28 protein-coding genes and 3 tRNA genes are annotated in these 25,148 nt (G+C 71.8%); 14 read left to right on the top strand and 17 right to left on the bottom strand.

Annotated features, from left to right (window positions below):
• Positions 1–161 precede the first annotated feature (161 nt).
• The gene (locus ACH34Q_RS40310; RefSeq protein ID WP_395988468.1) at positions 162–623 is read right to left on the bottom strand and encodes a GNAT family N-acetyltransferase; all 462 of its coding nucleotides are present in this window, start codon (positions 621–623) and stop codon (positions 162–164) included.
• Between the two features lie 294 nt (positions 624–917).
• Here ACH34Q_RS40310 and ACH34Q_RS40305 point away from each other — a divergent pair, with 294 nt between their 5' ends.
• Together ACH34Q_RS40305 and ACH34Q_RS40300 are read left to right on the top strand one after the other, a co-directional pair.
• Complete coding sequence (locus ACH34Q_RS40305) at positions 918–2,729, top strand: beta-propeller domain-containing protein (RefSeq protein WP_395988467.1); 1,812 nt, start codon at positions 918–920, stop codon at positions 2,727–2,729.
• A 108-nt stretch (positions 2,730–2,837) separates the two neighbouring features.
• Positions 2,838–3,005, top strand: coding sequence for a hypothetical protein (locus ACH34Q_RS40300; RefSeq protein WP_395988466.1), 168 nt, complete (start codon positions 2,838–2,840; stop codon positions 3,003–3,005).
• Between the two features lie 100 nt (positions 3,006–3,105).
• Here the strand turns inward: ACH34Q_RS40300 and ACH34Q_RS40295 are convergent, their stop codons facing one another.
• The 3 genes from ACH34Q_RS40295 to ACH34Q_RS40285 all read right to left on the bottom strand — a co-directional run bounded on the left by ACH34Q_RS40295 (position 3,106) and on the right by ACH34Q_RS40285 (position 6,126).
• Positions 3,106–4,218 carry a D-alanine--D-alanine ligase family protein gene (locus ACH34Q_RS40295; protein ID WP_395988465.1) on the bottom strand — a complete coding sequence of 371 codons (1,113 nt, stop codon included), beginning with the start codon at positions 4,216–4,218 and terminating at the stop codon, positions 3,106–3,108.
• 64 nt (positions 4,219–4,282) lie between these two features.
• Positions 4,283–5,272 (bottom strand): NAD(P)H-dependent glycerol-3-phosphate dehydrogenase, encoded by a 990-nt coding sequence (locus ACH34Q_RS40290; protein WP_395988499.1) that lies wholly within the window; start codon positions 5,270–5,272, stop codon positions 4,283–4,285.
• A gap of 17 nt (positions 5,273–5,289) precedes the next feature.
• Positions 5,290–6,126, bottom strand: coding sequence for a lysophospholipid acyltransferase family protein (locus ACH34Q_RS40285; RefSeq protein ID WP_395988464.1), 837 nt, complete (start codon positions 6,124–6,126; stop codon positions 5,290–5,292).
• An 82-nt stretch (positions 6,127–6,208) separates the two neighbouring features.
• Between ACH34Q_RS40285 and cofC the strand changes: the two genes are divergently transcribed.
• On the top strand, positions 6,209–6,880 hold the full coding sequence (gene cofC / locus ACH34Q_RS40280; protein WP_395988463.1) for a 2-phospho-L-lactate guanylyltransferase: 672 nt from the start codon (positions 6,209–6,211) through the stop codon (positions 6,878–6,880).
• 52 nt (positions 6,881–6,932) lie between these two features.
• Positions 6,933–7,229, top strand: coding sequence for a hypothetical protein (locus ACH34Q_RS40275; protein WP_395988462.1), 297 nt, complete (start codon positions 6,933–6,935; stop codon positions 7,227–7,229).
• Positions 7,230–7,389: 160 nt separating this feature from the next.
• Here ACH34Q_RS40275 and ACH34Q_RS40270 read toward each other — a convergent pair whose 3' ends face one another.
• From ACH34Q_RS40270 to leuC, 4 genes are all read right to left on the bottom strand, one after another.
• Positions 7,390–7,668, bottom strand: a complete 279-nt coding sequence (locus ACH34Q_RS40270; RefSeq protein WP_131758296.1) for an HU family DNA-binding protein — start codon at positions 7,666–7,668, stop codon at positions 7,390–7,392.
• 157 nt (positions 7,669–7,825) lie between these two features.
• Complete coding sequence (locus ACH34Q_RS40265; RefSeq protein WP_395988461.1) at positions 7,826–8,059, bottom strand: hypothetical protein; 234 nt, start codon at positions 8,057–8,059, stop codon at positions 7,826–7,828.
• A gap of 130 nt (positions 8,060–8,189) precedes the next feature.
• A complete protein-coding gene (gene leuD / locus ACH34Q_RS40260) occupies positions 8,190–8,777 on the bottom strand; it encodes a 3-isopropylmalate dehydratase small subunit (RefSeq protein WP_395988460.1) in 588 nt (195 codons plus the stop codon).
• Between the two features lie 15 nt (positions 8,778–8,792).
• On the bottom strand, positions 8,793–10,244 hold the full coding sequence (leuC, locus tag ACH34Q_RS40255) for a 3-isopropylmalate dehydratase large subunit (protein WP_395988459.1): 1,452 nt from the start codon (positions 10,242–10,244) through the stop codon (positions 8,793–8,795).
• Between the two features lie 138 nt (positions 10,245–10,382).
• Between leuC and ACH34Q_RS40250 the strand changes: the two genes are divergently transcribed.
• The 9 genes from ACH34Q_RS40250 (at position 10,383) to ACH34Q_RS40210 (ending at position 18,227) form a co-directional block, all read left to right on the top strand.
• Complete coding sequence (locus ACH34Q_RS40250; protein ID WP_395988458.1) at positions 10,383–11,105, top strand: IclR family transcriptional regulator; 723 nt, start codon at positions 10,383–10,385, stop codon at positions 11,103–11,105.
• Between the two features lie 40 nt (positions 11,106–11,145).
• Entirely contained in the window at positions 11,146–13,578 is a 2,433-nt protein-coding gene (locus tag ACH34Q_RS40245; protein ID WP_395988457.1) for a glycoside hydrolase family 3 C-terminal domain-containing protein, read from the top strand.
• An 85-nt stretch (positions 13,579–13,663) separates the two neighbouring features.
• The gene (locus ACH34Q_RS40240; RefSeq protein WP_395988456.1) at positions 13,664–14,293 is read left to right on the top strand and encodes a MerR family transcriptional regulator; all 630 of its coding nucleotides are present in this window, start codon (positions 13,664–13,666) and stop codon (positions 14,291–14,293) included.
• Positions 14,294–14,363: 70 nt separating this feature from the next.
• Positions 14,364–14,735 (top strand): YidH family protein, encoded by a 372-nt coding sequence (locus ACH34Q_RS40235; RefSeq protein ID WP_395988455.1) that lies wholly within the window; start codon positions 14,364–14,366, stop codon positions 14,733–14,735.
• On the top strand, positions 14,732–15,037 hold the full coding sequence (locus ACH34Q_RS40230; protein ID WP_395988454.1) for a DUF202 domain-containing protein: 306 nt from the start codon (positions 14,732–14,734) through the stop codon (positions 15,035–15,037). Before ACH34Q_RS40235 ends, ACH34Q_RS40230 begins: the two co-directional genes overlap by 4 nt.
• A gap of 137 nt (positions 15,038–15,174) precedes the next feature.
• Positions 15,175–15,978, top strand: a complete 804-nt coding sequence (locus tag ACH34Q_RS40225; RefSeq protein ID WP_395988453.1) for an S-adenosyl-l-methionine hydroxide adenosyltransferase family protein — start codon at positions 15,175–15,177, stop codon at positions 15,976–15,978.
• Between the two features lie 76 nt (positions 15,979–16,054).
• Positions 16,055–16,450 carry an NUDIX domain-containing protein gene (locus ACH34Q_RS40220; RefSeq protein ID WP_395988452.1) on the top strand — a complete coding sequence of 132 codons (396 nt, stop codon included), beginning with the start codon at positions 16,055–16,057 and terminating at the stop codon, positions 16,448–16,450.
• A gap of 156 nt (positions 16,451–16,606) precedes the next feature.
• Positions 16,607–17,281 carry a PaaI family thioesterase gene (locus ACH34Q_RS40215; RefSeq protein ID WP_395988451.1) on the top strand — a complete coding sequence of 225 codons (675 nt, stop codon included), beginning with the start codon at positions 16,607–16,609 and terminating at the stop codon, positions 17,279–17,281.
• 94 nt (positions 17,282–17,375) lie between these two features.
• Complete coding sequence (locus ACH34Q_RS40210) at positions 17,376–18,227, top strand: LLM class F420-dependent oxidoreductase (RefSeq protein WP_395988450.1); 852 nt, start codon at positions 17,376–17,378, stop codon at positions 18,225–18,227.
• A gap of 74 nt (positions 18,228–18,301) precedes the next feature.
• Here ACH34Q_RS40210 and ACH34Q_RS40205 read toward each other — a convergent pair.
• From ACH34Q_RS40205 to ACH34Q_RS40175, 7 genes are all read right to left on the bottom strand, one after another.
• Positions 18,302–18,374, bottom strand: a tRNA-Glu gene (locus tag ACH34Q_RS40205).
• A 105-nt stretch (positions 18,375–18,479) separates the two neighbouring features.
• Positions 18,480–18,552: transfer RNA gene (locus tag ACH34Q_RS40200), tRNA-Glu, on the bottom strand.
• A gap of 28 nt (positions 18,553–18,580) precedes the next feature.
• Positions 18,581–18,652 (bottom strand) — tRNA-Gln (locus tag ACH34Q_RS40195).
• A 111-nt stretch (positions 18,653–18,763) separates the two neighbouring features.
• Complete coding sequence (locus ACH34Q_RS40190) at positions 18,764–19,399, bottom strand: DUF2461 domain-containing protein (RefSeq protein ID WP_395988449.1); 636 nt, start codon at positions 19,397–19,399, stop codon at positions 18,764–18,766.
• 42 nt (positions 19,400–19,441) lie between these two features.
• Positions 19,442–20,206 carry a fumarylacetoacetate hydrolase family protein gene (locus ACH34Q_RS40185; RefSeq protein ID WP_395988448.1) on the bottom strand — a complete coding sequence of 255 codons (765 nt, stop codon included), beginning with the start codon at positions 20,204–20,206 and terminating at the stop codon, positions 19,442–19,444.
• A 42-nt stretch (positions 20,207–20,248) separates the two neighbouring features.
• On the bottom strand, positions 20,249–21,958 hold the full coding sequence (locus tag ACH34Q_RS40180; RefSeq protein WP_395988447.1) for a cellulose binding domain-containing protein: 1,710 nt from the start codon (positions 21,956–21,958) through the stop codon (positions 20,249–20,251).
• Positions 21,959–22,053: 95 nt separating this feature from the next.
• A complete protein-coding gene (locus ACH34Q_RS40175; RefSeq protein ID WP_395988446.1) occupies positions 22,054–22,422 on the bottom strand; it encodes a hypothetical protein in 369 nt (122 codons plus the stop codon).
• Positions 22,423–22,703: 281 nt separating this feature from the next.
• Here ACH34Q_RS40175 and ACH34Q_RS40170 point away from each other — a divergent pair, with 281 nt between their 5' ends.
• Positions 22,704–23,111, top strand: coding sequence for an antibiotic biosynthesis monooxygenase family protein (locus ACH34Q_RS40170; protein WP_395988445.1), 408 nt, complete (start codon positions 22,704–22,706; stop codon positions 23,109–23,111).
• A gap of 40 nt (positions 23,112–23,151) precedes the next feature.
• On the opposite strand, the gene ACH34Q_RS40165 is transcribed toward ACH34Q_RS40170, so the two are convergent.
• The gene (locus tag ACH34Q_RS40165; RefSeq protein ID WP_395988444.1) at positions 23,152–23,433 is read right to left on the bottom strand and encodes a GNAT family N-acetyltransferase; all 282 of its coding nucleotides are present in this window, start codon (positions 23,431–23,433) and stop codon (positions 23,152–23,154) included.
• A gap of 118 nt (positions 23,434–23,551) precedes the next feature.
• A complete protein-coding gene (gene cimA, locus ACH34Q_RS40160; RefSeq protein WP_395988443.1) occupies positions 23,552–25,132 on the bottom strand; it encodes a citramalate synthase in 1,581 nt (526 codons plus the stop codon).
• Between the last annotated feature and the right edge of the window lie 16 nt (positions 25,133–25,148).

Raw genomic sequence — 25,148 nt, 5'->3', positions numbered from 1 at the left:
GATCTCGAACTGGCCGACCACCGCGCGAGCGCGCTACCTGGCCGGGGAGGCGAAGCCGAAGGCGAGCCTCACCGGCCAGATCGCGAAGCGATGCCGCGCTCGCCCAAGGCACGGCTAGTTTGCGAGCCGCCAGGCGAGCAACCGTAGGCCGGGACTGAAATTCAGGACGCGTGCCAGGTCAGGGCGACCTGGTGCTCCTGGAAGCCCATCGACCGGTACAGCGCGGCGGCCTCGGCGGGCGCGTGCAGATCGACCCGGTCCACGTCCTTGGCGCGGAACCAGGCCAGCAGCTCGTGCATGATCAGGCGGGCGTAGCCCTGGCCCCGGTAGACCGGGTCGGTCACCATGCCCAGGATGTAGCCGGACAGCCCGCTGCCCTGGTACGGGCCGGGCAGCCGGTACTCGATGACGCCAATGCCGCAGGCGGCGAGCCTGCCCTCTTCCCCGTCCACGACGAAGACGCCCAGCGTGTCGCCGAGCCGCTCCCCGACGTCGCGCGCGAACTCCGCGCGCCAGTCGCCCTCGGCGGCCGGTTCGGCGGCGTCGAGGACGCGCCGGAACAGCAGCTCGCGGAGGCGGGTGAGCTCGGGGACGTCGGCGGAGGTGGCCGGGCGAACGATCACGATGCCACCCTAGGCGACCGCGGCCCTCCGGCGCTGCCCCTGGTGGTGCGGTTGGCGTGGCACACAGGGCCCGCGTTGTGAGAGCAGGAATCCCGGTCGTGAAAGCAGGAGCCCCGGTTGCGAGCGCGGGACCGGCGGCTGCGAGAGCAAGGGCATGGAATTTTCCGGGAACCTTCGCCACAGAACGGGCGTCTAAGGGCCATGCGTGCCCGGTGGATGGCGTTCACTCCGTTGGTCCTCCTGACAGCGTGCTCGGGAGCTCCGGCGCCCCCGTCGCCTCCCGAGCCCACGTCCATGCGCCTGGTCGCGTACGACGGTTGCGACGAGGTCCTCGACGGCCTGCGTACGGCCACCGAACGCCGGGTCGGCCCGTACGGCCTGAACGGCGACGCCATCCCGCTCGCCTCTCCGGGAGGCGCCGTCCCGGAAGGTGCCGCCCCGGACGGTGCCCGCGCCCAGGGAGCGGCCCCGGTCGCCCCCGCGGAGAAGCCCGCGGACCACTCCCGTACGAACGCGCATGAGGCCGGTGCCGACGAGCCGGACCTGGTGAAGACCGACGGCCGCCGCATTTTCGTGCTCGCCGGGGGGCGGCTGAACGTCATCGATCCGGCGACGCGCGAGGTCGTGCACCGCCTCGACCTGCCCGGAGCGGCCGGCGAGATGCCGTACGCCCCTCAGGGCGATGGGAAACTCCTGCTGAGCGGCGATCGGGCACTGATCCTGAGCCCGCACGGCGGCGGCTACCTTCCGCGGGACCTTCCCGGGTCGAAGCCCGCGCGGCCGTCCCCGCAAACGGTGCTGACCCTCGTCGATCTGTCCGGGACGCCGAAGGTCGTCGGCTCGATGACCACGTCCAGCGACTACGTCGACGCCCGGCAGTCCGGCTCGATCGCCCGCGTCGTGGTGACGTCCGCGCCTCACATCGATTTCCCCCACTCCCCCCGGAGCGAGCGCGAGCGGGACAGGGCGGTCGAGCGCAACCGCCGGATCGTCCGCTCGGCGCCGCTCGACGCCTGGCTCCCCTCCTTCGAGGTACGCGGCGCCGACGGCCGGGCCAGGACGTACAAGACGCCATGCGACCAGGTGAGCCGGCCGGAACCGCACACCGGGACGACGATGCTGTCGGTGCTGACGCTGGACCTGTCCAAGGACCTCGGCGACCCGGCCCCGATCAGCATCGCCGCGGACGGGCAGAAGGTCTACGGCACCGGGTCGAGCCTCTACATCACCGGTGGCCGGCGGCCGGCGTTCACTCCTTCGGGCAGGGCACCGCAGGCGTACAAGCCGAGCACCGACGTGCACAAGTTCGTGACCACCGGTCCGGGCCGTCCCAGGTACGTGGCGTCCGGCTCGGTGCCCGGCACTCTGCTCAACCAGTACTCCATGTCAGAGCACGCCGGGAACCTCCGGATGGCCACCACGAGCGGATCCGGCATCGCCGGCTCCCGGTCCACGCAGAGCGCGGTGTACGTCCTCGGCCAGCGCGACGCGCGGCTGTCGGAGATCGGCAAGGTGGACGGGCTCGGCTTGAATGAGCGGATCTACTCGGTACGGTTCATCGGCCCGACCGCGTACGTGGTGACGTTCCGGCAGGTCGATCCGCTGTACGTGGTGGACCTCAAGAATCCGGCGCGGCCGCGGGTGACCGGCGAGCTCAAGATCCCCGGGTACTCGGCGTACCTGCACCCCATGGCCGACGGGCGCCTGCTCGGGATCGGCCAGGACGCCGACGGCAGCGGCCGCACGCGCGGCACGCAGGTCTCGCTCTTCGACGTCAGCGCGGGGCCGCGCCGCGTGGACTCGTTCCAGCTGCCCGGTACCAGCGCGACCGCCGAATTCGAGCCGCACGCGTTCCTCTACTGGCCGAAGTCCGGGCTGACCGTCGTCCCGGTCGCCGACCGGTCGGGCGAGAGTGAGGCGCTGGTGCTCAAGGTGGACCGCTCGGGCATCCACCGTCTCGGAGCGGTCGCCCACCCCGGCGGCGGCTTCGAGGGCCGGATCCAGCGCTCGCTCATCGTCGGCGACACCCTCTGGACGGTGTCCGATACCGGCGCCCGCGCCACCGACGCCGCCACCCTGGACGACCGTGCCTGGCTGGAGTTCTGAAGGCCGACTGGAATTCTGAAGGCCGGCTGGAGTTCTGAGGGCCGACTGGAATGCTGGGAGCCGGCCGGATTCCTGCCGGCCGGCCGGCCGGATCACGAGGGAGAACCTGTGGACCGAAAGAAGATCAACGAGTTCCGCGACTACCTCATCGGAGCCGCCCAGGACTACCCCGGCGCGGTCGAGGCGGGGCCGGTCCCGGGCGAGCACGGCATGTTCAGCGTGGACCTCGGCGACGGCGAGGAGCTCTTCGTCGCCATCGCCGCCGTCACCGCCTGACCGCGCAGTCTCACGTTGACTCGTGGCGTGTTCGCCTCAACGGGCGGCGCCGGGGGCGAACACGCCACGAGTCAACCACGAAGGCACCGAGAGGGCGCCGCTAGCGGAGGCCGGTGGAACGCTGCAGCGCGGTCTGGATGAGGCGGTCCACCAAGGCCGGGTAGTCGACGCCGCTGGCGGCCCACATCTGCGGGAACGCGGAGGCCGGGGTGAAGCCGGGCATCGTGTTGATCTCGTTCAGGACCCAGCGGCCGTCGGGCGTGTGGAAGAAGTCGACGCGGGCCAGCCCCTCGCAGTCGAGGGCCTCGAACGCCTGCACGGCCAGGCGCTGGGCCTCCTCGATCGCGGCCTGGTCCAGCCGCGGCGGGATGTCCAGCCGCAGGGACGTGTCGAGGTACTTGGTCTCGAAGTCGTAGAAGCTCTGGTCGCCGCTGATCACGACCTCGGCGGGCAGGCTGGGCTCCGGCGGGCCGTCGTCCAGGCCCTGCAGGACGCCGCACTCGATCTCGCGGCCCTCGATCGCGGCCTCGACGATCACCTTGGGGTCGTGCTCGCGGGCCGTCTCGACCGCGGCCTCCAGGCCGTCCTCGGAGGTGACCCGGGTGATGCCCATGCTGGAACCGGCCCGGGCGGGCTTGACGAAGACCGGCCAGCCCAGGTCCTTGATCTCGTCGATCTTGCGCTTGCGCTCGCGCCGCCACTCGCGGTCGCCGACCAGGACGTACGGGCCGACCGGCAGGCCGCGGGCCTGCCAGACCAGCTTCATGAAGCCCTTGTCCATGCCGACCGCGCTGGCCAGGACGCCCGCGCCGACGTAGCGGACCCCGGCCATGTCGAGCATGCCCTGGATGGTGCCGTCCTCGCCGTACGGGCCGTGCAGCAGCGGCATGACGACGTCGACCTCGCCGAGCGTCGACGGCACCTGGCCCGGCTCGATCACCATGAGGCCGCGGCTGTCGGGGTCGAACGGCAGCGCCAGCGGGCTGCCCTCGCCGCTCACCTCGGGCAGCCGGCCGTCCTCGATCGCCAGCCGCTGGCCGGCCGGGGCGAGCACCCAGCGGCCGTCGCGGGCGATGCCGACCGGCAGCACCTCGTAGCGGTCCCGGTCGATCGCGGCCATCACCGCGCCCGCGGTGACGCAGGAGATGGCGTGCTCGGAGCTGCGCCCGCCGAACACCACGGCCACTCGGATCTTGGTTGAAGCCTGCGACATGACGCCCGACCCTACCGGTGATCGGCCGGGATCGGCCATGAGCGCCCCGCCGGGTCCCGTGGGCTCAGACACCGTAGCGCTCCGGCTTGGGCGAACGGGAGATCAGCGCGATCGCGGCGTCCTTGATCGGGACGCCGTCGTACAGCACCGAGACGACCGCCTCGGCGATCGGCATCTCCACGTTGTGCTTGCTCGCCAGCTCCAGGACCGCGCCGGAGGACTTGACCCCCTCGGCGGTCTGCTTGGTCACCGCGATGACCTCGTCCAGCGTCATGCCGCGGCCGAGGTTCTCGCCGAACGTGCGGTTGCGCGACAGCGGCGAGGTGCAGGTCCCGATCAGGTCGCCCATCCCGGCCAGCCCGGCGAAGGTGTGCTCGTCGGCGCCCAGCGCGGCGCCGAGCCGGGCGATCTCGGCCAGCCCGCGGGTCATCAGCAGCGCCCGGGTGCTGTCGCCGAAGCCGAGCCCGACCGACATCCCGACGCACAGCGCGACGATGTTCTTGACCGCGCCGCCCAGCTCGCAGCCGACCACGTCGGTGCTGGTGTAGACGCGGAAGTACGGCGTCATCGAGGCGGCCTGCACCCGCCGCGCCGCCTCCTCGTCGACGCAGCCGACGACCGCCGCGCCGGGCTGCCCGGAGGCGATCTCGCGGGCCAGGTTGGGCCCGCTGAACACCGCGACCCGCTCGTCGGGCACGTCGGCGACCTCGGCGATGACCTCCGACATCCGCCGGCAGGTACCGAGCTCGACGCCCTTCATCAGGCTGACCAGGACCGCGTCGGGCGGCAGCAGCGGTACCCAGGCGGAGAGGTTCTCGCGGAGCGTCTGGGCGGGCACGGCCAGCGCCACGAAGTCGGCGCCCGCCAGCGCCTCGGCGGCGTCGGTGGTGGCGCGCAGGCTCGCCGGCAGCTCGATGCCCGGCAGGTAGTCGGGGTTCTCGTGCCGCTCGTTGACGGCCGCGACCGGCCCGGCCCGGCGCCCCCAGAGGGTGACCTCACCACCCGCGTCGCACAGCAGCTTGGCGAACGTGGTCCCCCAGGAACCCGCGCCCATGACGGCCGTACGGAAGGTCACGAGGTCTCCTCTCCAATGCCGGTACCGGTACCGGTGCCGGTGCCGGTGCCGGGACCGGTGTCCGTGCCGGTACCCGTCGTTCCGCGGCGCTGTTCGAGGACCTTGTGGTGGTCGTACAGCTCCTCGGGCGGCCGCTCGCCGCGCAGCTCGCCCAGCAGCCCGGCGATCGCGCGCATGATCTCATCCGTGGCCGCGCGCAGGGTCTCCTTGCTGAGCGGCTCGCCCTCGAAGCGCGCCAGGTCGACCGGCGGGCCGGCGATCACTCGCATCCGCTTGCGCGGGAACGGGTGGAAACCCCTCTTCAAGGTACCGGCCAGCCCGCGCTGCTCGGCCTTCTTGTACGGCAGCAGTTCGTGTGCGCCCCAGCTGGCCACCGGGACGACCGGGGCCCCGGTCGTCAGCGCCATCCGGGCCGCGCCGGTCTGCCCGGTCATCGGCCACAGTTCGGGGTCACGGGTACAGCTGCCCTCCGGGTAGAACATCAGGCACTGGCCGTTGAGCAGGGCCTGCTCGGCGTCCTTGAGGGCCATCGCGGCGTCGGCGCGGTCGCGGTAGACCGCGATCTGCCCGGTCCCGCGCAGCACGTTGCGGACGAACCGCACGTCGAAGAGCGTGGACTTGGCGAGGTACACCGGGTAGCGGCCCGACTCGAACACGAAATGGGCCAGCGCGAACGGGTCGGCCTCGGAGATGTGGTTGGCCGCGATGATCACGCCGCCCTCGCCCGGCACGTTCTCGCGTCCCCGCCACTCCCGCTTCAGCATCCCGTAGAGCAGCGGGCGAAGGATGACGATGGTGAGCTTGCGCCAGGCCGGCGAATACGCGTGGCTCATGCCCATCCCTCCTCGGTCGGGCCCACGTGAACGTGGGGTGTGCTCAAGTGTCGTGCTTGCCTGCGCATAGTGTCGAGTCGCCATGTCTATAGCAGAGCGCAGTTCGCCTCCCCTCCAGTGGTCGCTCGTGGTGCCGGTCAAGGTGCTGGCCAGGGCGAAGTCCCGGCTGTCCGGCGCGGCCGGCCCGCACCGCCAGGCGCTGGCGCTCGCCGTCGCGGCCGACACCGTGGTCGCCGCGCTGCGCTGCGAGCCGGTCCGGCATGTGATCGTCGTCACCGATGACCCCGTCGCGGCCGCCGAACTGGGCGCGCTGGGAGCGCTGATCGTCCCGGACGAGCCGGACGCGGGGCTCAATCCCGCGCTCGTGTACGGAGCGCGCCGGAGCCGGATGACCGCCCCGGACACCGGCGTGGGCGCGATCTCGGCGGACCTTCCCGCGCTGCGCCCCGGCGAGCTGGAACGGGTCCTGGACGAGGCGTCGCGGGCACCGGAGGCGTTCGTCCCGGACGCGGCCGGAATCGGGACCACGCTCTACACCGCGCGGCCCGGCGTCCCGTTCTCGCCCGCGTTCGGCCGGGACTCGCGGACGGCGCACCGGGCGCGGGGCGCACGCGAACTGCTGCCCGGCGACATCGACAGCGTGCGGCGCGACGTGGACACCCTGGAAGACCTGCGCGCGGCGCTTGCCCTCGGGACCGGTCCCCGGACGGCGGCCGTCGCCGCCCTGCTGCCCGCGCTCCGTACCTCCGCGTGATCCGTACCGCCACATGATCACCGGGTCGGCGGGCGACCGCTAGGCTGGCGCCATGCAAGGGACGGTGCGCAGCTATGACGCCGGGACCCGTACGGGCAGCGTGCTGCTCGACGACGGGACCGAACTGCCCTTCGACGCCGAGGCCTTCGCGGCGGGCGGCCTGCGGCTGCTGCGCTTCGGCCAGCGGGTGAACCTGGCCCTGGACGACGGCACCGACGACAGCACCGACGACGGCGCCGGCGCTCAGAACGAGGGCGAGAACGAGAGCGAGCGCGAGGAAGGCGGCGGGGCCGAGTGGGGCCGGATCAGGGCGATCACGCTGTCGACCTTCCCGCTGCCACCCGCCTAGCCCCCTGTACTCCCTGTGCCCAAGACCACAGAACCCGAGGCCATAGGACTGGCCACCACGGAACTGGCGGCCACAGAACCCGAGGCCGCAGAACTGGCGGCCCCAGAAATGCGACAGCGCCCGGAGCCGCGCAGTGCGGCCCCGGACGCTGACGAGGGCATTACTTCTTCCCGGCCACCAGGTTCTTGAAGTCGGCGCCCGCCTTGAACTTGGGCACGGACGTCGCGGGAACGTCGATGGTCTTTCCCGTTGCGGGGTTACGGGCCGTACGGGCAGGCCGGTCGGCCTTCTCGAACGAACCGAACCCCGTGATCGCGACCTTGTCGCCCTTGGCGACGGCGGTCTGGATGGTCTCCAGGATCGCGTCGACGGCCTCGGCTGCGGCCTTCTTGCTGCCCAGCCGGTCAGAGATCGCGTCGACCAGCTCACGCTTGTTCATGGGTTACTCCTCTAGTTCCCCCCTTGCCCGAACGAAACTAAGGGACCCATAGCACCGACACAATCACCTGCAAGCAATAGTTGCCGTGTCGCAGGCGTTTTGGTCGGTCTCGCCCCCGTCTCGCCAGGCGCCGGACCGGATCCGGCCACCCCGCACGCTAGCGGGATTCCGGCGCCCTGCGGAAATCGGCGAGGAACGTCTCCAGCCGGCGACCGGCCAGCGCGGGGTCGCGTTTGGCCAGATCAGTGATCGTCAGGAGCTGGCGGATCAGCCGCCGCCGGGGTTCCGGGGGCAGCGGCGCCACCAGCCGGTGGGCGACCTTCAACTGCTCGGCGAGCCAGGCCAGCGCCGGGTCGTCGTACTCGGGGCCGGTCCAAGGGACCGTGCTCAATTGAGCCCTCCAAAGGGTCGAGCGTGTCTCCGCACTAAGAATTGTCCTCCGTGCGGAGACACGCTCGTGCACCCGGGGTGCCCCGGCGCGTACCTGAGGCCCGCGGTGCCTGCCCTTGAGACCCGGCCCCTCAGGCGGTGACGGGCATCCAGGGCGTCCGCTGCTTCTCGTACGCCTGGACGGCGTCGGCGTGCCGGAGGGTCAGGCCGATGTCGTCCAAGCCCTCCATGAGCCGCCAGCGCGTGTAGTCGTCGATCTCGAACGGGGCGGTGATGTCGCCGGCGCGGACCTCGCGGGCGTCCAGGTCGACGGTGATCTCAGCGGTCGGGTCGGCCTCGGCGCGGGCCTGCAGCGCCTCGACCGTCTCCGTGGGCAGGATCACCGGCAGCAGCCCCATCTTGGTGGAGTTGTTGCGGAAGATGTCGCCGAACCGCGGCGCGATGACGACCTTGAAGCCGTACTGCTGCAGCGCCCAGACGGCGTGCTCGCGGGACGAGCCGGTACCGAAGTCGGTCCCGGCGACCAGGATGCTCGCGCCGTCGTACTGCGGCTGGTTCAGCACGAACTCCGGGTCCTCGCGCCAGGCCGAGAACAGGCCCTCGTCGAAGCCCGTACGGCTGACCTGCTTGAGCCACACGGCCGGGATGATCTGGTCGGTGTCGACGTTGCTGCGGCGCAGCGGCACGCCGCGCCCGGTGTGGGTGGTGAACGCTTCCATGATCGCGAGATCCCTCTACAGGTCGGTGTCATTCTGGGGGGCCGACCCCCCAGACCCCCCGGCGGCTGCGCCGAGGTCAGTGGGGGCGGCCAGCGTCCCCGTGACGGCGGTGGCGGCGGCGACGGCGGGCGACACCAGGTGGGTCCGCCCGCCGGGCCCCTGCCGGCCCTCGAAGTTGCGGTTGGACGTCGAGGCGCTGCGCTCGCCCGGCGTGAGCTTGTCGGGGTTCATCGCCAGGCACATCGAGCAGCCGGCCTCGCGCCACTCGGCGCCCGCCGCCGAGATGACCTCGTGCAGGCCCTCCTCCTCGGCCTGCTTCTTGACCGCCATGGAGCCGGGCACGACCAGCATCCGGACGCCGTCGGCGACCGTACGGCCGGACAGGATCCCGGCCACCGCGCGCAGGTCCTCGATCCGGCCGTTGGTGCAGGAGCCGACGAAGACCGTGTCGACCTTGATCTCGCGCAGCGGCGTACCGGCGGTCAGGCCCATGTACTCCAGCGCCCGCTCGGCGGCCTGGCGGCTGATCGGGTCGTCGTAGGAGGCCGGGTCGGGCACGGACTCGCCCAGCGGCAGCCCCTGGCCGGGGTTGGTGCCCCAGGTGACGAACGGGGTCAGCTCGGCCGCGTCGATCACGACCTCCTTGTCGAAGGAGGCGTCGTCATCGGTGCGCAGGGACGTCCAGTACTCGACGGCACTGTCCCAGTCGGCGCCCTCAGGAGCGTTGGGACGACCCTTCAGGTACGCGAACGTGGTCTCGTCCGGGGCGATCATCCCGGCCTTGGCGCCGGCCTCGATGGACATGTTGCAGACCGTCATCCGGCCTTCCATCGACAGCGAGCGGATCGCCTCGCCGCGGAACTCGATGATATGGCCCTGGCCGCCGCCGGTACCGATCCGGGCGATGATCGCCAGGATCAGGTCCTTGGCGGTGACGCCCGCGGGCAGCGCGCCGTCCACGGTCACGGCCATCGTCTTCGGCTGGATCTGCGGCAGCGTCTGGGTGGCCAGGACGTGCTCGACCTCACTCGTGCCGATACCGAACGCCAGCGCGCCGAACGCGCCGTGCGTGGAGGTGTGCGAGTCACCGCAGACCACCGTCATGCCCGGCTGGGTCAGGCCCAGCTGCGGGCCGATGACGTGCACGATGCCCTGGCCGGCGTCGCCCATCGGGTGCAGCCGGATCCCGAAGTCGGCGCAGTTCTTGCGCAGCGTCTCGACCTGGATGCGCGACACCGGGTCGGCGATCGGCCGCAGCAGGTCGGTCGTCGGGACGTTGTGGTCCTCGGTGGCGATGGTCAGCTCGGGCCGGCGGACCTTGCGGCCGGCCATCCGCAGCCCGTCGAACGCCTGCGGGCTGGTGACCTCGTGCACCAGGTGCAGATCGATGTAGAGCAGGTCCGGTTCGCCCTCGGCACGTCGTACGACGTGCGCGTCGTACACCTTCTCGGCCAATGTGCGGCCCATCGCCCTCACCTCACCTGATCGTTTTGCGGCGCGACGGTGCGCCGTGGTCCCGGTCACCTTGGTCGCTCTCGGTCACCTTGGTCCGCGTCCCGGTCACTCCGGCTTGCATCTCAAAGTACGAGACGACAATATCAAGACATGGACAACTCTAGCGGAGTCGGCGTACTCGACAAAGCCGTTCTCGTACTGAACGCGCTCGAAGCCGGTCCGGCCTCGCTCGCACAGCTCGTGCAGAGCACCGGGCTGGCCCGGCCGACCGCCCACCGGCTCGCCGTCGCGCTGGAGTACCACCGCCTCGTCCACCGCGACACGCAGGGCCGTTTCATCCTCGGCCCGCGGCTGGCCGAGCTCTCCGTGGCGGCCGGGGAGGACCGGCTGCTGGCGATCGCCCAGCCCGTCCTGACCCAGTTGCGCGACCTCACCGGCGAGAGCGCGTCGCTGTTCCGCCGCCAGGGTGACGTGCGGGTATGCGTCGCCGCGGCCGAGCGCAGCAGCGGCCTGCGCGACACCATCCCGGTCGGGGCGGCGCTGCCGATGACCGCCGGCTCGGCCGCCCAGATCCTGCTCGCCTGGGAGGAGCCCGACCGGCTGCACCGGGGGCTGCGCGGCGCCAAGTTCGAGGCCACCACCCTCGCCTCCGTACGGCGGCGCGGCTGGGCACAGAGCGTAGGCGAGCGCGAACAGGGAGTAGGGTCGGTCTCGGCGCCGGTCCGCGGTGCCGGCGGACGGGTGATCGCGGCCGTCTCGGTCTCCGGCCCGCTCGAACGGCTGTCGCGCTCCCCCGGCCGGATGCACGCCGGTCCCGTGCTGGCCGCCGCCGAGAAGATCTCCGAGTCGATGCGCCGTACCACCGTCCGGTGAGGGGAGCCCGGTGACAGAAGACACAGCAGCCGAGAACACAGTGGCAAAGGGCACAGCGGCCGAAGACACAGCGGCTGAGAACACAGCGGCCGAGGACACGGCACCTAGAACCGCGGGGCCTGATGAGGCCGACCTGCGTGAACGGCTCGGCCGGCTCTCCCTGGACGAGAAGGTCGGCCTGCTCACCGGGGCCGGTTTCTGGACGCTGCACCCGATCGAGAAGATCGGCCTGGCCTCCCTCGTGCTGTCGGACGGCCCCAACGGCATACGCGGCACATCCTGGGACGGGCATGACCCGAGCCTGCTGTTCCCCAATCCGACGGCCCTCGCCGCGACCTGGGACCCCGGCCTGGCCGAGGCCACGGGATGGCTGAACGGCGCGCAGGCCCGCGACAAGGGCGTCCACGTCCAGCTGGCCCCCACGGTCAACCTGCATCGCACCCCGTTCGGCGGCCGGCACTTCGAGAACTACTCCGAGGACCCGCTGCTCGCGTCCAGGATCGCGGCCGGGTTCGTACGCGGCGTCCAGTCGGCCGGGGTGGCCGCGACGGTCAAGCACTTCGTGGGCAACGACTCCGAGACCGACCGGATGTCGTACGACGCCCGGATCGACGACCGCACGCTCGACGAGCTCTACCTGCGTCCCTTCGAGGAGGCCGCCCGCGCTGAACCGGCCGGGGCCGGGGCATGGGCGGTGATGGCCGCGTACAACCAGGTCAACGGCGCCACGATGACCGAGAACCGGCCGCTGCTCACCGGCCTGCTCAAGGAGCGCTGGGGGTTCGACGGCGTGGTGGTCTCGGACTGGACCGCCGTCCGTTCCACCGAGGCCGCCGCGCTGGGCGGCACGGACCTGGAGATGCCGGGCCTGCCGTGGAGCCCCTGGCGGGACAAGCTGGTCGCCGCCGTACGCGACGGCCGGGTCCCCGAGGAGCTGATCGACGACAAGGTGCTGCGCGTCCTGCGGCTCGCCGCCCGCGTCGGCGCCCTGGACGGCGTCCCCGGCCCGCCCCCGGTGACCACACCCGACGACGCCCGCGAGAGGCTCCGCGCCCTCGCCTCGACGGGCACCGTTCTGCTGCGCAACAACGGCACCCTCCCGCTCCGGGCGGCCCGCGGCGTGGCGCTGATCGGCCCGAACGCCGTGCGGTTCAGCCCGCAGGGCGGGGGCAGCGCGCACGTCGATCCGGCCCATGTCGTGACCCCGTACGAGGGGCTCCGGCGGGCGCTCGGCGAGGACGCGGAGATCACCGTCCATTCCGGCGTCTACCCGCACGCCCGGCTCGCGCCGCTGCCACTCGCCCTCATGACCGACCCCGAGACCGGCGAGCCCGGCGCCCGCGCCGACTTCCTGGACGCCGCCGGCGGCGTGCTGCTCACCGACCACCGCCGCGCGGCCCGGATCCTGTCCTTCACCGACGACATCCCCGAGGGCACCCGCCAGGTCGTGATCAGGACGACCGTCACCCCGGCCGCGAGCGGCCTCCACACGTTCGCGGCGGCCGGGATCGGCGAGTTCGAGCTGCGCGTCGGGCCGGACATCGCGCAGGTCCGCACGCTCTCGGCGGACGGCGGCACCATGGTGGAGTCGCTGATGCGCCCGCCCGAGCACCGCGCCGAGATCGACCTGCCCGCCGGCCGCGCCGTACCGGTCGAGCTGCGGCACACGCTCGCCGAGGAGCCGTTCGCCATCGCGTTCGGCCTCGGCTACCAGGAGCCCCACCTGCCCGAGGACGAGGAGCTGGCCGCCGCCGTCGAGGCCGCCCGTACCGCCGAGACCGCCGTGGTGATCGTCGGCACCCACGACGACGTGGAGAGCGAGGGCTTCGACCGGACGAGCCTGGCCCTGCCCGGCCGCCAGGACGAGCTGGTCGCGGCCGTGGCCGCCGCCAATCCCCGGACGGTCGTGGTGGTCAACGCCGGCGCGCCGGTCCTGATGCCCTGGCGGGACGACGTCGCCGCCGTGCTGTGGGCCTGGCTGCCCGGCCAGGAGGGCGGCGACGCGATCGCCGACGTGATCACCGGCGCGGCCGAGCCCGGCGGCCGGCTGCCCACCACGTTCCCGGTCACCGAGACCGGCGTGCTGTCCCCCGTCCCCGGCCCGGACGGCACGCTCGAATACTCCGAGGGCACCGCGATCGGCTACCGGCACTACGCCCCCGAGGACGTCGCGTACCCGTTCGGCCACGGCCTGGGCTACACCACCTGGGAGTACGAGTCGATGACCGCCGCCGGCGGCACGGCCGAGGTCACCGTCCGCAACACCGGCAACCGGCGCGGCCGCGAGATCGTCCAGTGCTACGCCTCCGGCCCGGCCCTGCCGGTCCGGCTGGCCGGCTTCGCGGCGGCCGAGGCGGGCCCCGGCGAGACGATCACCGTCCCGATCGAGCTGGACCCCCGCCTGGACGGCCCGTTCCGGCTGCACGCGGGCCGCTCGATCGCCGACCTGGTGCTGGATGTCGAGATCGGCTGATACCCCGATCGGCTGATACCCCCTTTGGATAGTGGCAGTACCCGGCACCGGAATGGCGCTAGGAATGAGCCCTAGGGGGTGTGCCGTGCAGATTTCGGAGCTGAGCGACCGCAGCGGGCTCACCGTTCAGACGATCAAGTTCTACATTCGCGAGGAACTGCTTCCCCGGGGCACCGCCGCCGGCGCCACCCGGGCCGAGTACGGCCCCGGCCATCTGGAGCGGCTGCGCCTCATCCGCGCGCTGCGCGAGGTCGGCGACCTGCCCATCGCCGCCATCCGGCGGATCCTGGCCGCGATGGAGAACGACGGGATCGGGATGCACGAGCTGTTCGGGACCACCCAGCACGCCATCGGCCCGCATGTCGCGCCGCCCGACGACCCGCACTGGCGCGCCGCGCGGGAGGACGTCGACGCCCTCGTCGGCGAGCTCGGCTGGCGGGTCAGTGCCCGTGCCCCGGCCCGCGACCTGCTCGCCCAGACGTTCGTGGGGCTGCGCCGGCTGGGCTTCCCGATCACGCTGGCCGACCTGCGCCCGTACGTGCGGGCCGCCGCCGACGTGGCCGAGCACGAGATCGGACGGGTCGCCCACGACGCGCCCCGGACCCGTACCGTCCACTCGATGCTGGTCTCCACCGTCCTGTACGAGCAGGTCCTCACCGCCCTGCACCGGCTGGCCCAGGAGGACGCCTCGGCCCGCCGATTCGACGGGAATTAAGGAATTCCGCCGTTCAGCACGAATACCACCTAAATAGTGGGAATTCGCTTATCGCCTAATGTGGGGCGTGATGACCGAAATCCCGTCCCGCTGGACCGATCGGCTGCTCGCCGAGGGCGACGATCCCGATCCCCGGTTCACGCTGGCCAACGAGCGCACGTTCCTCGCCTGGATCCGTACCGCGCTGGCCGTGATCGCCGGCGGCATCGGGGTGGCCCTGGCCGGCGACGCGCTCGCGCCCGTGCTGCGCAACGGCCTGGCGATCGCGTTCTCCGCCACCGGCGCCCTGATGGCCGCGCTGGCGTTCCGCCGCTGGCTGCGCACCGAGCGGGCGCTGCGCCGCGCCGAGACCCTGCCGCCGCCCGCGCTGGCGCCGATCATGTCGTACGGCCTCGCGCTCGCCGCCATCGTGCTGCTCGCCGCCCTGCTCGTCGGCCGATGAGGCTCTGGGATCCCGGCGCCCAGCCCGAACGCACGGCCCTGGCCTGGTCGCGCACCACGCTCTCGCTCATCGTCGCGGGCCTGCTCTGCGTACGCTTCGCCCCGTCCGGCCCGGCCGCCGCGCTGAGCGCCGCGGCCGTGTGCGGCGCGGTCTCCCTCCAGCTCCGCCGTACCCAGAAGCAGCACCACAGGCGCCACCAGCGCCTCACGGCCGGCACCCGGGTCGCCGATCCCGGCTCCATCCTGCTGGCCACCGCCGTCACGATGCTGCTGGGCCTGATCGGACTGCTGTTCGCCCTCTGAGCCCTGACTTCTCTGATTCTCTGACCCTCTGACCCTCTGACCCTCTGGTTCTTTGGTTCTCTGGTTCCTTGGTTCTCTGGTTCCTTGACCATCTGACCGGCTCCGGCTCCTGAGCGGCGCTCTGGGAGGCTGGGGGCATGTTCGTCAGCCTGACCACCGACTTCGGCCACGCCTACACCGCCATCTGCGCCGGAGTGGTCGCCACGATCGCCCCGGAGGCCGACGTCCTGGTCCTGAGCGACGAGGTCACCCCGTACGCGATCACCGAGGGCGCGCTGCTGCTCCGCCAGGCCCTGCCCTACCTCCCGGCCGGCGTGCACGCCGCGATCATCGACCCCGGTGTCGGTACCCCGCGCCGCCCCATCGCGATCCGTACGCGCCGTGGCGACACCCTCGTGGGTCCCGACAACGGCCTTCTCATGCCCGCCGCCGCCCGCCTGGGCCTGGAACGCGCGTACCTCCTGGAGAACCCCGCGTACCGGCTGGCCGAGGTCTCCACCAGCTTCCACGGCCGCGACGTCTTCTCCCCCGCCGCCGCCCACCTGGCCTCCGGTACGGACATCACCGAGTTGGGCCCGGAGCTGAGCCTGGACGGCCTGCAAGCCCTGGACATCCCGGAACCCGAGATCGCGAACGGGCGGCTGACCGCAACGGTCCTCTACACCGACCCCTTCGGCAGCCTGATCCTCTCCGCCGAACGGAAGCACCTGGAAGAGGCTGTGGGCCCTCTGGAGCACGGCACCGTCCTGGAGACGGAAGCCGGGCCGGTTTCCTTCGAGTCGACGTACGGAAGCGTCCCCAAGGGCCACCCGCTCCTCTGGGTGGACTCCTCGGGACAGCTGGGCCTCGCCGTCAACCAGGGCTCGGCCGCCGAACGCTTCGGCCTGGCCGACGGCGACGCCCTCACCCTGCGTGGACGGCCCGGCTCGGCGACCCGCTGAACCGGCCGGCGGACTCCTCGGCCGACGGACCTGATCGGGCGACGGACCTGATCGGCCGGCTGGCAGACTGATCGGCATGGAGCTCGACGTCGTCGCCTGGGTGCACGTCTCCCGGGACCGGATGCTCGCCGTACGGTCCCGCGGCCGGAACCTGTTCTATCTCCCGGGCGGCAAGCGCGAGCCGGGCGAGGACGATTGGTCGGCGCTGTCCCGCGAGGTCCGCGAGGAACTGGCCCTCGAACTCGTTCCCGCCTCGTTCCGCGAGCTGGGCGTGGTCCGCGCCGCCGCCCACGACCAGCCGCACCACACCCACGTGCGGATGGCCTGCTTCACCGCCACGTACGAGGGCGCCATGGAGGCCGCCGGCGAGGTGGACGAGTACCGCTACGTCGAGGCCACCGAACGCGACCTGCTGGCCCCCGCCTCCCAAGCCGCCCTGGACCTGGCGATCGCCCGGGGCCTGCTGCCCTGATCGCGTCCCGGCGCGAGCGAGATGCCACGGTGTGCCCCTGTTCACATTCATGTGCCCCTGTTCACATTGAAGGGTCAATGTCATGATGCTTCGGGTCCTGATCAGCGCCGGATCGCCGGCGCCTCGACCATCCCTGGGGGCGAACCGATGAGGCAGATGACCGAGCGGGACATGACCGCACTGGGCGGGAACGGATTCCACTTCGAGGACATCCCCTCCGAGGACGTCGACCGGATGGAGGCGCTCTACGGGCCCCTGGGCGACAGCGTCCGGGCGCTGGTGGACGCGGTCATCCGTACCGAGGCCGACGCCGACACGATCCAGCAGGCCCGGAGCGAGATCGACGCCGTGACGGCACGGCTGCGGGAACGGCAGAGCGACGGGCCGTTCGGGATCAGGTTCAACCGCGCCGGCCGGGCCTGGTCCTGGGGCAACGCGGCCGTCGGCCTGCGCAACGCCGTCGCGCCGCCTTTGGTGATCGTGCACGGCCAGGACGGTCTCTCGCACACCGATTTCGAGTTGGGCGCGGCGTACGAGGGTCCGCCCGGCAAGGTCCACGGCGGCGTTCTCGCGCTCGTCCTCGACCATCTGATGGGCGAGACCGCCAGTACCGGCGGCCGGCCGACCGCGACCGGCACGCTGACGCTGCGCTACCGGCAGGCCACCCCGCTGGGCCCGCTGCGGGCGGAGGGACGGATCGACCGGGTCGAGGGGCTCAAGACGTTCGTCGTCGCGCACATCTCCGGCCCCGAGGGCGTCACCGTCGAGGCCGACGGCGTCTTCATCCTGCCCCGCTGGGCCCGCGACGAGCACGACGGCCGGCCCACCTGAACCTCCATCGCCTGAACACCATTCACCTGAACGCCCATCGCCTGAACGCCAACCGCCTGAACCCCTCCGCCCGAACCCCCTGAGGAGCGACACCATGCGCCACGGCATCGTCCTGTTCACCAGCGATCGCGGGATCACCCCCGCGCAGGCCGCGCGAGCGGCGGAGGACGCCGGTTTCCACACCTTCTACGTCCCCGAGCACACCCACATCCCGGCGCGGCGGGACGCGGCGCACCCCGGCACCGGCGACGAGACCCTCCCCGACGACCGGTACTCGCGCACGCTCGACCCCTGGGTGTCGCTCGCCACGGCGGCCGCCGTCACCGAGCGGATCCGGCTGTCCACGGCGGTCGCCCTCCCGGTCGAGTCCGACCCGATCACGCTCGCGAAGGCGATCGCGAGCCTGGACCACCTCTCCGGAGGGCGCGTCTCCCTCGGCGCCGGGTTCGGCTGGAACACCGACGAGCTCGCCGACCACCACGTCCCGGCCGGGAGGCGCAGGACGGTGCTGCGTGAGTACATCGAGGCGATGCGCGCCCTCTGGACCCAGGAGGAGGCCGCGTACGAGGGCGAGTTCGTGAACTTCGGCCCCTCGTGGGCGTGGCCGAAGCCCGTCCAGCCGCACATCCCGCTGCTGATCGGCGCGGGCGGCGGGCCGAAGACGTTCGACTGGATCTCCGCCAACGCCGACGGCTGGATGACGACCCCGATCGAGCAGGACATCACCGGCAAGGCCGGCGAGCTGCACCAGGCCTGGTCGGCCGCCGGCCGCGAGGGCCGTCCCGACATCGCGGTCCTGGCGACCACCCGGCCGGACGCCGACCAGATCGCCCGCTGGGAGGACGCGGGAGTGACCGACGTCATATGGGGACTTCCCGACAAGGCACCGGACGAGGTCGTCGCGTTCATCGGCCGCCTCGCCGGACGGGTCGGCGTGTCCGCCTGATCGGGACATGCACCTGATCAGGACATGCGAAAGGGGCCAGGATCGATGATCCTGGCCCCGCAATTGTCGAGAGGTACCCCCGAGCGGATTCGAACCGCCGTTACCGCCTTGAGAGGGCGGCGTCCTAGGCCACTAGACGACGGGGGCGTGCGTACTGCCGAGATCCTGGGCTCGCACCCGGGATCGGTTCGTTCGACCTGCGTTCGATCGATCTGCGTTTGATCGATCTGGGCGACCCGCGCTCCCGAACCGTACCCCCGAGCGGATTCGAACCGCCGTTACCGCCTTGAGAGGGCGGCGTCCTAGGCCACTAGACGACGGGGGCGTGCCCGGCCGTTAACGGGCCGGAACAGCTGGGGTACCAGGACTCGAACCTAGACTAACTGAACCAGAATCAGTCGTGCTGCCGATTACACCATACCCCAGTGCGGTAAACGGGCCCTTTCGGTTCTGGAACCGGCCGGACCCTCGCGCCTCGAAGAGAATACAGGACCTTGGGAGTTCGACCAAAACGAATAGCGAGGCAGGGCCGCGATTCAGGCCGGTTCGCCCGGCGGATCGATGTTCCGGGTGCCCCATTCGGCCAGCGGGCGCAGCCGGCGCCAGGACTCCCGGACCCGGTCCACGACCTCGCGGGTGTGCATCCAGGGGTCGGCGGGCCAGCCCTCGTGGGCGTAGAGCGAGCGGTGCCGCAGCAGGTCGAGCCGGGGATGATCGGGACGGGTACCGCGGGGGCGGGTCTTGAGGCGGTCGCCGGCGATCTCCAGGCCGGCGGCGCGCAGGCCCCCGACGATCGCCTCGAGCTCCTTGCCGCTGGAGTCGGCGTCGACGGCGGCACGGTAGCGCCGGAGCCGTTCGGGATCGGGCGCGAACATGCCGCCGGCGACCATCAGGCCGTCCGCGTCGACCTGGACGTACAGCCCGCCCAGGGCATGGGCGCCCTGGTGGGTCTTGTACGGCGTCTTGTCCGCCGAGAACCGGACGTCCCGATACGGCCGGAACATCTTGGCCGGTCCGAACTCCGCCTCCAGTTCGGCGCACAGCAGGGCCAGCGGGTCCCGTACGTGACGCTCGTAGGTGGACTTGTGCTCGGTCCAGTAACCCTTGGAGTTGTCGGCGAGCAGCCCCTCGTAGAAGGTGAACGTCGCGTCGGTGAAACCGTCGAATGCCATGACCTCTCCCGGCCGTACGACCTCAGGGTTCCGTCGCTCGGATCAGTCGCGGGCGACGACCCGGTTGGTGAGGCCGCCGATGCCCTCGACGGTCACGGTGACCTCGTCACCGATCTCCAGCGGGCCGACACCCGCCGGGGTCCCGGTCAGGATGACGTCGCCGGGCAGCAGCGTCATGACCTGGCTGACGTACGCCACCAGCGTGGGGATGTCGTGCAGCAGCAGCGACGTGCGGGAGTCCTGCCGGGTCTCGCCGTTGACCGTGGTGGTGATCGCCAGGTCGGACGGGTCCACCTCGGTCTCGATCCAGGGGCCCAGCGGGCAGAACGTGTCGAAGCCCTTGGCCCTGGTCCACTGCCCGTCCCTCTTCTGCAGGTCGCGGGCGGTGACGTCGTTGGCGCAGGTGTAGCCGAGGATGACGTCGGCCGCGCGAGAGGCGGGGACCTCCCGGCACATCCGGCCGATGACGACCGCCAGCTCGCCCTCGAAGTCGACCCGCTCGCTGAGCTTCTCGGGGTAGGCGACGGCCTCCCCCGGTCCGATCACCGCGGTGGACGGCTTGCCGAACATCACCGGCTCGGCCGGCGGCTCGCCGCCCATCTCGCGGGCGTGATCGGCGTAGTTCTTGCCGATCGCGATGATCTTGCTGGGCAGGATCGGGGCCAGCAGCCGCACGTCGGTGAGCGGATACCGATGCCCGGTGAACGTGAGATCCCCGAACGGGTGGGCCGCCACCGCGGCGACGGTGTTCTCTTCCACCACTCCGAAGGACATGCCCTCATCGGTGGAGAACCTCGCGATACGCATGACTCGAGCCTAGTACCAGCGCGATGGCGGCCGTCCCGCCGGTCAGAACCCGCAGGGCTTGCCGTTCAGCCGGCAGTCCTTCGGGTCGGCCGCCGCCCCCTCGGCACCGAACTGGACGTCCCAGGTGGCGCCCGGCGGGATCGCCGGGGCGTTCTCCAGGTTCTGGATCTCCACCTTGTCGCCCTTGCGGACCAGCCGCGCGCCCCAGATGTTCTTCACGTTGGCGCCGGGAGTGTTGAACGTGATCTTCCAGTCCTGCATCGGCTTGCTCGACCTGTTGGTGATGACGAGCTTGCCCTCGAAGTAGCCGGGATCGCGCTGGACGAGCTGGTAGGTGATGCCCTTGCCCGGAACGACGGGACCGACCGGCGCCACAGTGGGCGGCGGCGCCTGCAGTCCGGGGCTCGGGGACGCCGCCGGCACCTCGCCGGGCGCCGGGCTGCCCGTGGCACCAGGTGCGGCGGGCGCGGTGGGCGCGCCGGAGCCGGACGCCGTGGGCACGGGGGTGGTGGGCGGGGCCGACTGCGCGGCGGGCTTCTTGCCGGTGGGCTCGCCGCCGCCGGAGAGCACGATGGCTGCGACGATCGCGCCGGCGCCCACGGCCAGCATCGCCACGACGGCGACGGCCAGCAGCACCGGACGGCGCCCCTTGCCCTGCGAGGGGGCCGCGGGCGAGGGGGCCGCGGGCGCGGGGCCGGGAGGCAGGCCCCCGGACGGGGACATCGCCGCCGGTAGCGGCGAGTTGTGGGGCGGTGAGTTGTGGGGCGGTGAGTTGTGGGGCGGTGAGTTCGGTGCGGGCGGTGGCGGGTTCGTGCCTTCCGGGCCGGGTGGCTGGCCTCCGGAGTGCGACGCCGCGATCGGTGCGGGCTGCGGGAATCCGCTCGGCAGTGGCGGCGGGCCCGTGGGCGAGGCCGCGGCCTCGGGCGTAGCGGGCGGCGTCGCGGCCTCAGAGGCCGCTGGAGCCGCCGGCGGCGCCGGGCTCGCCCAGGAGACGGCCGGCGCGGCCGCCGCCGCCTGCTGCGGGACGGACGGGCCCGTGGGCTGCTCGTTCCCGGGCGCAGTCGGTGCTTCCTGCTGGAACGGCGCCTCCTGCTGGAACGGCGCCTCCTGCTGGAACGGCGCCTCCTGCTGGTACCCGGCCTGCTGCCCGCCGGTGGCCTCCTCGGCGCCGAACTGCGCCGTCCAGGGTCCCTGCTCGGGTACGGCCGGGGCCGGCGTCTCGGCGGCCGGTGGCGCGGGCTCGGCGGGCGCGCCCTGCTGCTCCAAGGCGCCCGTCTGCTCCAGTGCGTAGGGGGGCAGCGGAACCGCCCCGGCCCCTACGGGAGTGTCGTCTTCGACGCCAGCGGAGAAGTCGGACATCGTCGCGTCCGTCAGCGTGGACGGCCCCGTCTGCGGCCCGACCGGCGACTCGGATGCCTCGGCGCCGGGAAGGTCGTCCGCCGGGAAATCCTGCATGGTCATGTCCGCCATCGCCGGGCGGTCCACGAAGGTGTCGTCGGCGCTCGGCTCCGCGCTCTCCGGAACCGCGCTCTCCGAGGCCGCACTTTCCGGGACCGTGCCGTCCGTGATCGTGCTGTCCGCGGCCGCGCTCTCCTGGACGGTGGTCTCCGGAACGGCGTCGTCCTGAACGGCGCTGTCCTGAAGGGCGCCGTCCTGAAGGGTGTCGTCGGGATCGCCCTTGACCATCGGGATCGCGAACTCGGTGGTCGTCTTGTGGTCCGGGGGAACGTACCCGGGCTCCTCGCCGCTCAACTCGTCACCTTCCATCGCGTCGGCCCGTGTGCCGGCCTATGGACTCCGACGATGACGAGGCCGATCAGGTTCACACTCGCGGCCTGCCGGCTTGATCAGCCCGCGCCGGCGGACTCCAGGCCGCGGCGGGCGGCCGCCCGCTGGTGCCGGAGCAGCATGTCGGTGATCAGCAGGATCGCGTCGGGACGGCCGGCGTCCAGGCCCTCGCTGAGCCAGCGGCTCGCCTCGGCCAGCAGTTCCTCCGCCGCGCCCGCGTCGCTCTCGTCGGCCAGCCGGGACAGGACGGCGCTGAGCCGTACGGCGGCGTCGGGGCGGTCGCACTCGGCGGCCTGCCGGAACCACCGGACGGCCTGGTCGAGATCGCCCTCGCGCTCGTACAGCAGCCCGAGCTCGAAGGCGATGTCGGCCCAGGCCCCGTCCATGCAGCGCCCAGCCGTGCCGGGGCTCCAGGGTCGGACAGACATGCGATCACTCCGTGCTCGGGGTACGTCGGGAACGGCGCGGGACGTCCCGCGCGCCATGGGCTACACATGATGGCGTCCCGCCCGGTCGCCCGCCACTGGTTTGCTCCGCATTCGCGGAATTTCTTCCCGTTAACCGCTTACCTGAGTCACCTGCCGTGTCAGGAGCCACCGTGTCAGGACGTGCCGCCTCAGGAAACGCCTTCCGGCCGCTCCGGGGACGCCGGGGCGGGCTGGATAGGGTCGGCAGCGAACGAGAGTGACGAGGACGAGGAGGTTCCGACGTGTCCGTGGTGAAGATCAACGTCCTGACCGTGCCCGAGCCGATGCGGGAGGAACTGGAGCGGCGGTTCGCCAAGCGCGCGGGCCTGGTCGACGAGGCCGAGGGGTTCGAGCACTTCGAGCTGCTGCGGCCGGTGGACGGCACCGACCGCTACCTCGTCTACACCAGGTGGCGCAGCGACGAGGACTTCACGAAGTGGATGGAGGGCCAGGCGTTCCAGCGCGGGCACGCCCGGACCATGAAGGACTCCCAGGAGGCCGAGGCCGGCAAGGCGCCGAACCAGGGGCACGGCGGTCCCGCCGCCAGCGGCTCCGAGCAGTGGGCGTTCGAGATCGTCGAGAGCGCCGGCCCGAAAGGCCTAGCGGCTGCCGGGCTTCAGGGCGCACACGCGTCCGGGCGGGGGTCCTGACCAGGATCCCCGCCCGTTCTCCGTCCCGTCCTTCGCCGGGTCAGGCGACCAGGTCGGCGTAGTCCGGGTGCTTGTCGATCCAGCTCTTGATGAACGAGCACTGCGGCACCACGTTCACGCCGCCCTTGGCTCGGACCTCGTCCAGGGCTCCGCGGGCCAGCGCGCCGCCGACCCCCTGGCCGCCGAACGCCTTGTCGATCTCGGTGTGGGTGAAGACGACCTCGCCGGGACGGGTGGTGTACTCCGCGAACCCGGCCAGGGCGCCGTCCACGTGGATCTCGTACCGGCTCGCCTCGGGGTTGTCAGTGATCTCTTTGCTCATGTCCGGTCAATGCCCGCTGGGGCGCGGGTATTTCCGGTCGGCCGGCCTCGGAATCAGCTGGCCTCGGAGCCAGCCGGCCCTCGTGATCAGTAGGCCTCGTGATCAGTAGGCCTCGTGATCAGCCGACCTCGTGGCCGGCGTGCAGCAGGCAGTACGTGACCGCGCCCTCCAGGGCCTCCCAGGAGGCGGCGATGACGTTGTCCTCGACGCCGACCGTTCCCCACTCGCGCTCGCCGTCGCTGGACTCGATCAGTACCCGGGTACGGGCGCCGGTGCCGTGCGAGCCCTCCAGGATCCGGACCTTGTAGTCGACCAGCTCCAACCGCGCCAGCTCGGGGTAGAGCCGCTCCAGCGCGACCCGCAGCGCGTTGTCCAGCGCGTTGACCGGGCCGTTGCCCTCGCCGGTGGCGATGATCCGCTCGCCCTTGGCGTGCAGCTTCACGGTGGCCTCGCTGATCATCGAGCCGTCGGGCCGGCGCTCCACGATGGACCGCCAGGACTCGACCTCGAAGTGCCGCTGCCGTACGCCGGTCAGCTCCTCGCGCAGCAGCAGCTCGAACGAGGCGTCGGCGGCCTCGAAGGTGTAGCCGGTGGACTCCATCTCCTTGACCCGGGCGACGACGTCCTTGGCCTTGTCGCCGGACAGGTCGTACCCGAGCTCGCGGCCCTTGAGCTCGACCGAGGCGCGGCCGGCCATGCTGGAGACCAGCATCCGCATGTCGTTGCCGACCGCGGCCGGGTCGATGTGCTGGTAGAGGTTCGGGTCCACCTTGATCGCGGAGGCGTGCAGCCCGGCCTTGTGCGCGAACGCCGACAGCCCCACGTACGGCTGCTGCGAGTTGGGGGTGAGGTTGGTCACCTCGGAGACCGCGTGCGCGATCCGGGTCATCTCGGCCATCTGGTCGTCGGTGACCAGCCGCATGCCCTTCTTGAGCTGCAGGTTGCCGATGACCGTGAACAGGTTGGCGTTGCCGCTGCGTTCGCCGTAGCCGTTGGCGCAGCCCTGGACGTGGGTGGCGCCGGCCAGCACCGCGGCCATCGAGTTGGCGACCGCGCAGCCGGAGTCGTCGTGGCAGTGGATGCCGACCCGGGCGCCGGCCGAGACGACCTCGTGGACGACGTCGGCCAGCTCGTCGGGCAGCATCCCGCCGTTGGTGTCGCAGAGCGCGACGACGTCGGCGCCGGCCTCGGCGGCGGTACGGACGACCTCCAGCGCGTAGGCGCGGTTGGCCTTGTAGCCGTCGAAGAAGTGCTCGGCGTCCAGGAATACGCGCTGGCCCTCCGCACGCAGATGGGAGACCGTGTCGCGGATCATCGCGAGGTTCTCATCGAGCGTCGTGCGGAGGGCCAGCTCGACGTGCCTGTCGTGACTCTTGGCGACCAGGGTCACGACGGGCGCGCGGGAATCGCGCAGGGCGGCCACCTGGGGGTCGTCGGCGGCCTGCACACCTGCCCGGCGGGTCGCGCCGAACGCGGTGAGCTGCGCGTGCCTCAGGTCGAGCTCGGTCAGAGCCCGCCTGAAGAACTCGGTGTCCTTGGGGTTGGCGCCGGGCCAGCCGCCCTCGATGAAGCCGACGCCCATGTCGTCCAGATGCCGGGCGATGGCGAGCTTGTCGGTGACGGAGAGGTTGAGCCCCTCCTGCTGCGAGCCGTCGCGCAGCGTGGTGTCGTACACGTGGAAGGCGTCGTCACCCTGCATCGTTGGTTCCCCTCGA

The organism is Actinomadura sp. 9N407 (assembly GCF_044326315.1).
Taxonomy (GTDB): Bacteria; Actinomycetota; Actinomycetes; order Streptosporangiales; family Streptosporangiaceae; genus Spirillospora.
The sequence above is the reverse complement of the archived record's forward strand: the minus strand, read 5'-3'. Positions and strand labels throughout refer to the sequence as shown.

Bases quoted from the DNA above. Each gene is read 5' to 3' on its own strand.
- ACH34Q_RS40250 (WP_395988458.1), top strand. From the start codon at position 10,383: ATGGACAACTCTAGCGGAGTCGGCGTACTCGACAAAGCCGTTCTCGTA.
- ACH34Q_RS40215 (WP_395988451.1), top strand. From the start codon at position 16,607: ATGACCGAGCGGGACATGACCGCACTGGGCGGGAACGGATTCCACTTC.
- ACH34Q_RS40220 (WP_395988452.1), top strand. From the start codon at position 16,055: ATGGAGCTCGACGTCGTCGCCTGGGTGCACGTCTCCCGGGACCGGATG.
- cofC (WP_395988463.1), top strand. From the start codon at position 6,209: ATGTCTATAGCAGAGCGCAGTTCGCCTCCCCTCCAGTGGTCGCTCGTG.
- leuD (WP_395988460.1), bottom strand. From the start codon at position 8,777: ATGGAAGCGTTCACCACCCACACCGGGCGCGGCGTGCCGCTGCGCCGC.
- ACH34Q_RS40270 (WP_131758296.1), bottom strand. From the start codon at position 7,668: ATGAACAAGCGTGAGCTGGTCGACGCGATCTCTGACCGGCTGGGCAGC.
- ACH34Q_RS40305 (WP_395988467.1), top strand. From the start codon at position 918: ATGCGCCTGGTCGCGTACGACGGTTGCGACGAGGTCCTCGACGGCCTG.
- leuC (WP_395988459.1), bottom strand. From the start codon at position 10,244: ATGGGCCGCACATTGGCCGAGAAGGTGTACGACGCGCACGTCGTACGA.
- ACH34Q_RS40285 (WP_395988464.1), bottom strand. From the start codon at position 6,126: ATGAGCCACGCGTATTCGCCGGCCTGGCGCAAGCTCACCATCGTCATC.
- ACH34Q_RS40290 (WP_395988499.1), bottom strand. From the start codon at position 5,272: ATGGGCGCGGGTTCCTGGGGGACCACGTTCGCCAAGCTGCTGTGCGAC.
- ACH34Q_RS40235 (WP_395988455.1), top strand. From the start codon at position 14,364: ATGACCGAAATCCCGTCCCGCTGGACCGATCGGCTGCTCGCCGAGGGC.
- ACH34Q_RS40175 (WP_395988446.1), bottom strand. From the start codon at position 22,422: ATGTCTGTCCGACCCTGGAGCCCCGGCACGGCTGGGCGCTGCATGGAC.
- ACH34Q_RS40225 (WP_395988453.1), top strand. From the start codon at position 15,175: ATGTTCGTCAGCCTGACCACCGACTTCGGCCACGCCTACACCGCCATC.
- ACH34Q_RS40210 (WP_395988450.1), top strand. From the start codon at position 17,376: ATGCGCCACGGCATCGTCCTGTTCACCAGCGATCGCGGGATCACCCCC.
- ACH34Q_RS40275 (WP_395988462.1), top strand. From the start codon at position 6,933: ATGCAAGGGACGGTGCGCAGCTATGACGCCGGGACCCGTACGGGCAGC.
- ACH34Q_RS40230 (WP_395988454.1), top strand. From the start codon at position 14,732: ATGAGGCTCTGGGATCCCGGCGCCCAGCCCGAACGCACGGCCCTGGCC.
- ACH34Q_RS40185 (WP_395988448.1), bottom strand. From the start codon at position 20,206: ATGCGTATCGCGAGGTTCTCCACCGATGAGGGCATGTCCTTCGGAGTG.
- cimA (WP_395988443.1), bottom strand. From the start codon at position 25,132: ATGCAGGGTGACGACGCCTTCCACGTGTACGACACCACGCTGCGCGAC.
- ACH34Q_RS40190 (WP_395988449.1), bottom strand. From the start codon at position 19,399: ATGGCATTCGACGGTTTCACCGACGCGACGTTCACCTTCTACGAGGGG.
- ACH34Q_RS40165 (WP_395988444.1), bottom strand. From the start codon at position 23,433: ATGAGCAAAGAGATCACTGACAACCCCGAGGCGAGCCGGTACGAGATC.
- ACH34Q_RS40295 (WP_395988465.1), bottom strand. From the start codon at position 4,218: ATGTCGCAGGCTTCAACCAAGATCCGAGTGGCCGTGGTGTTCGGCGGG.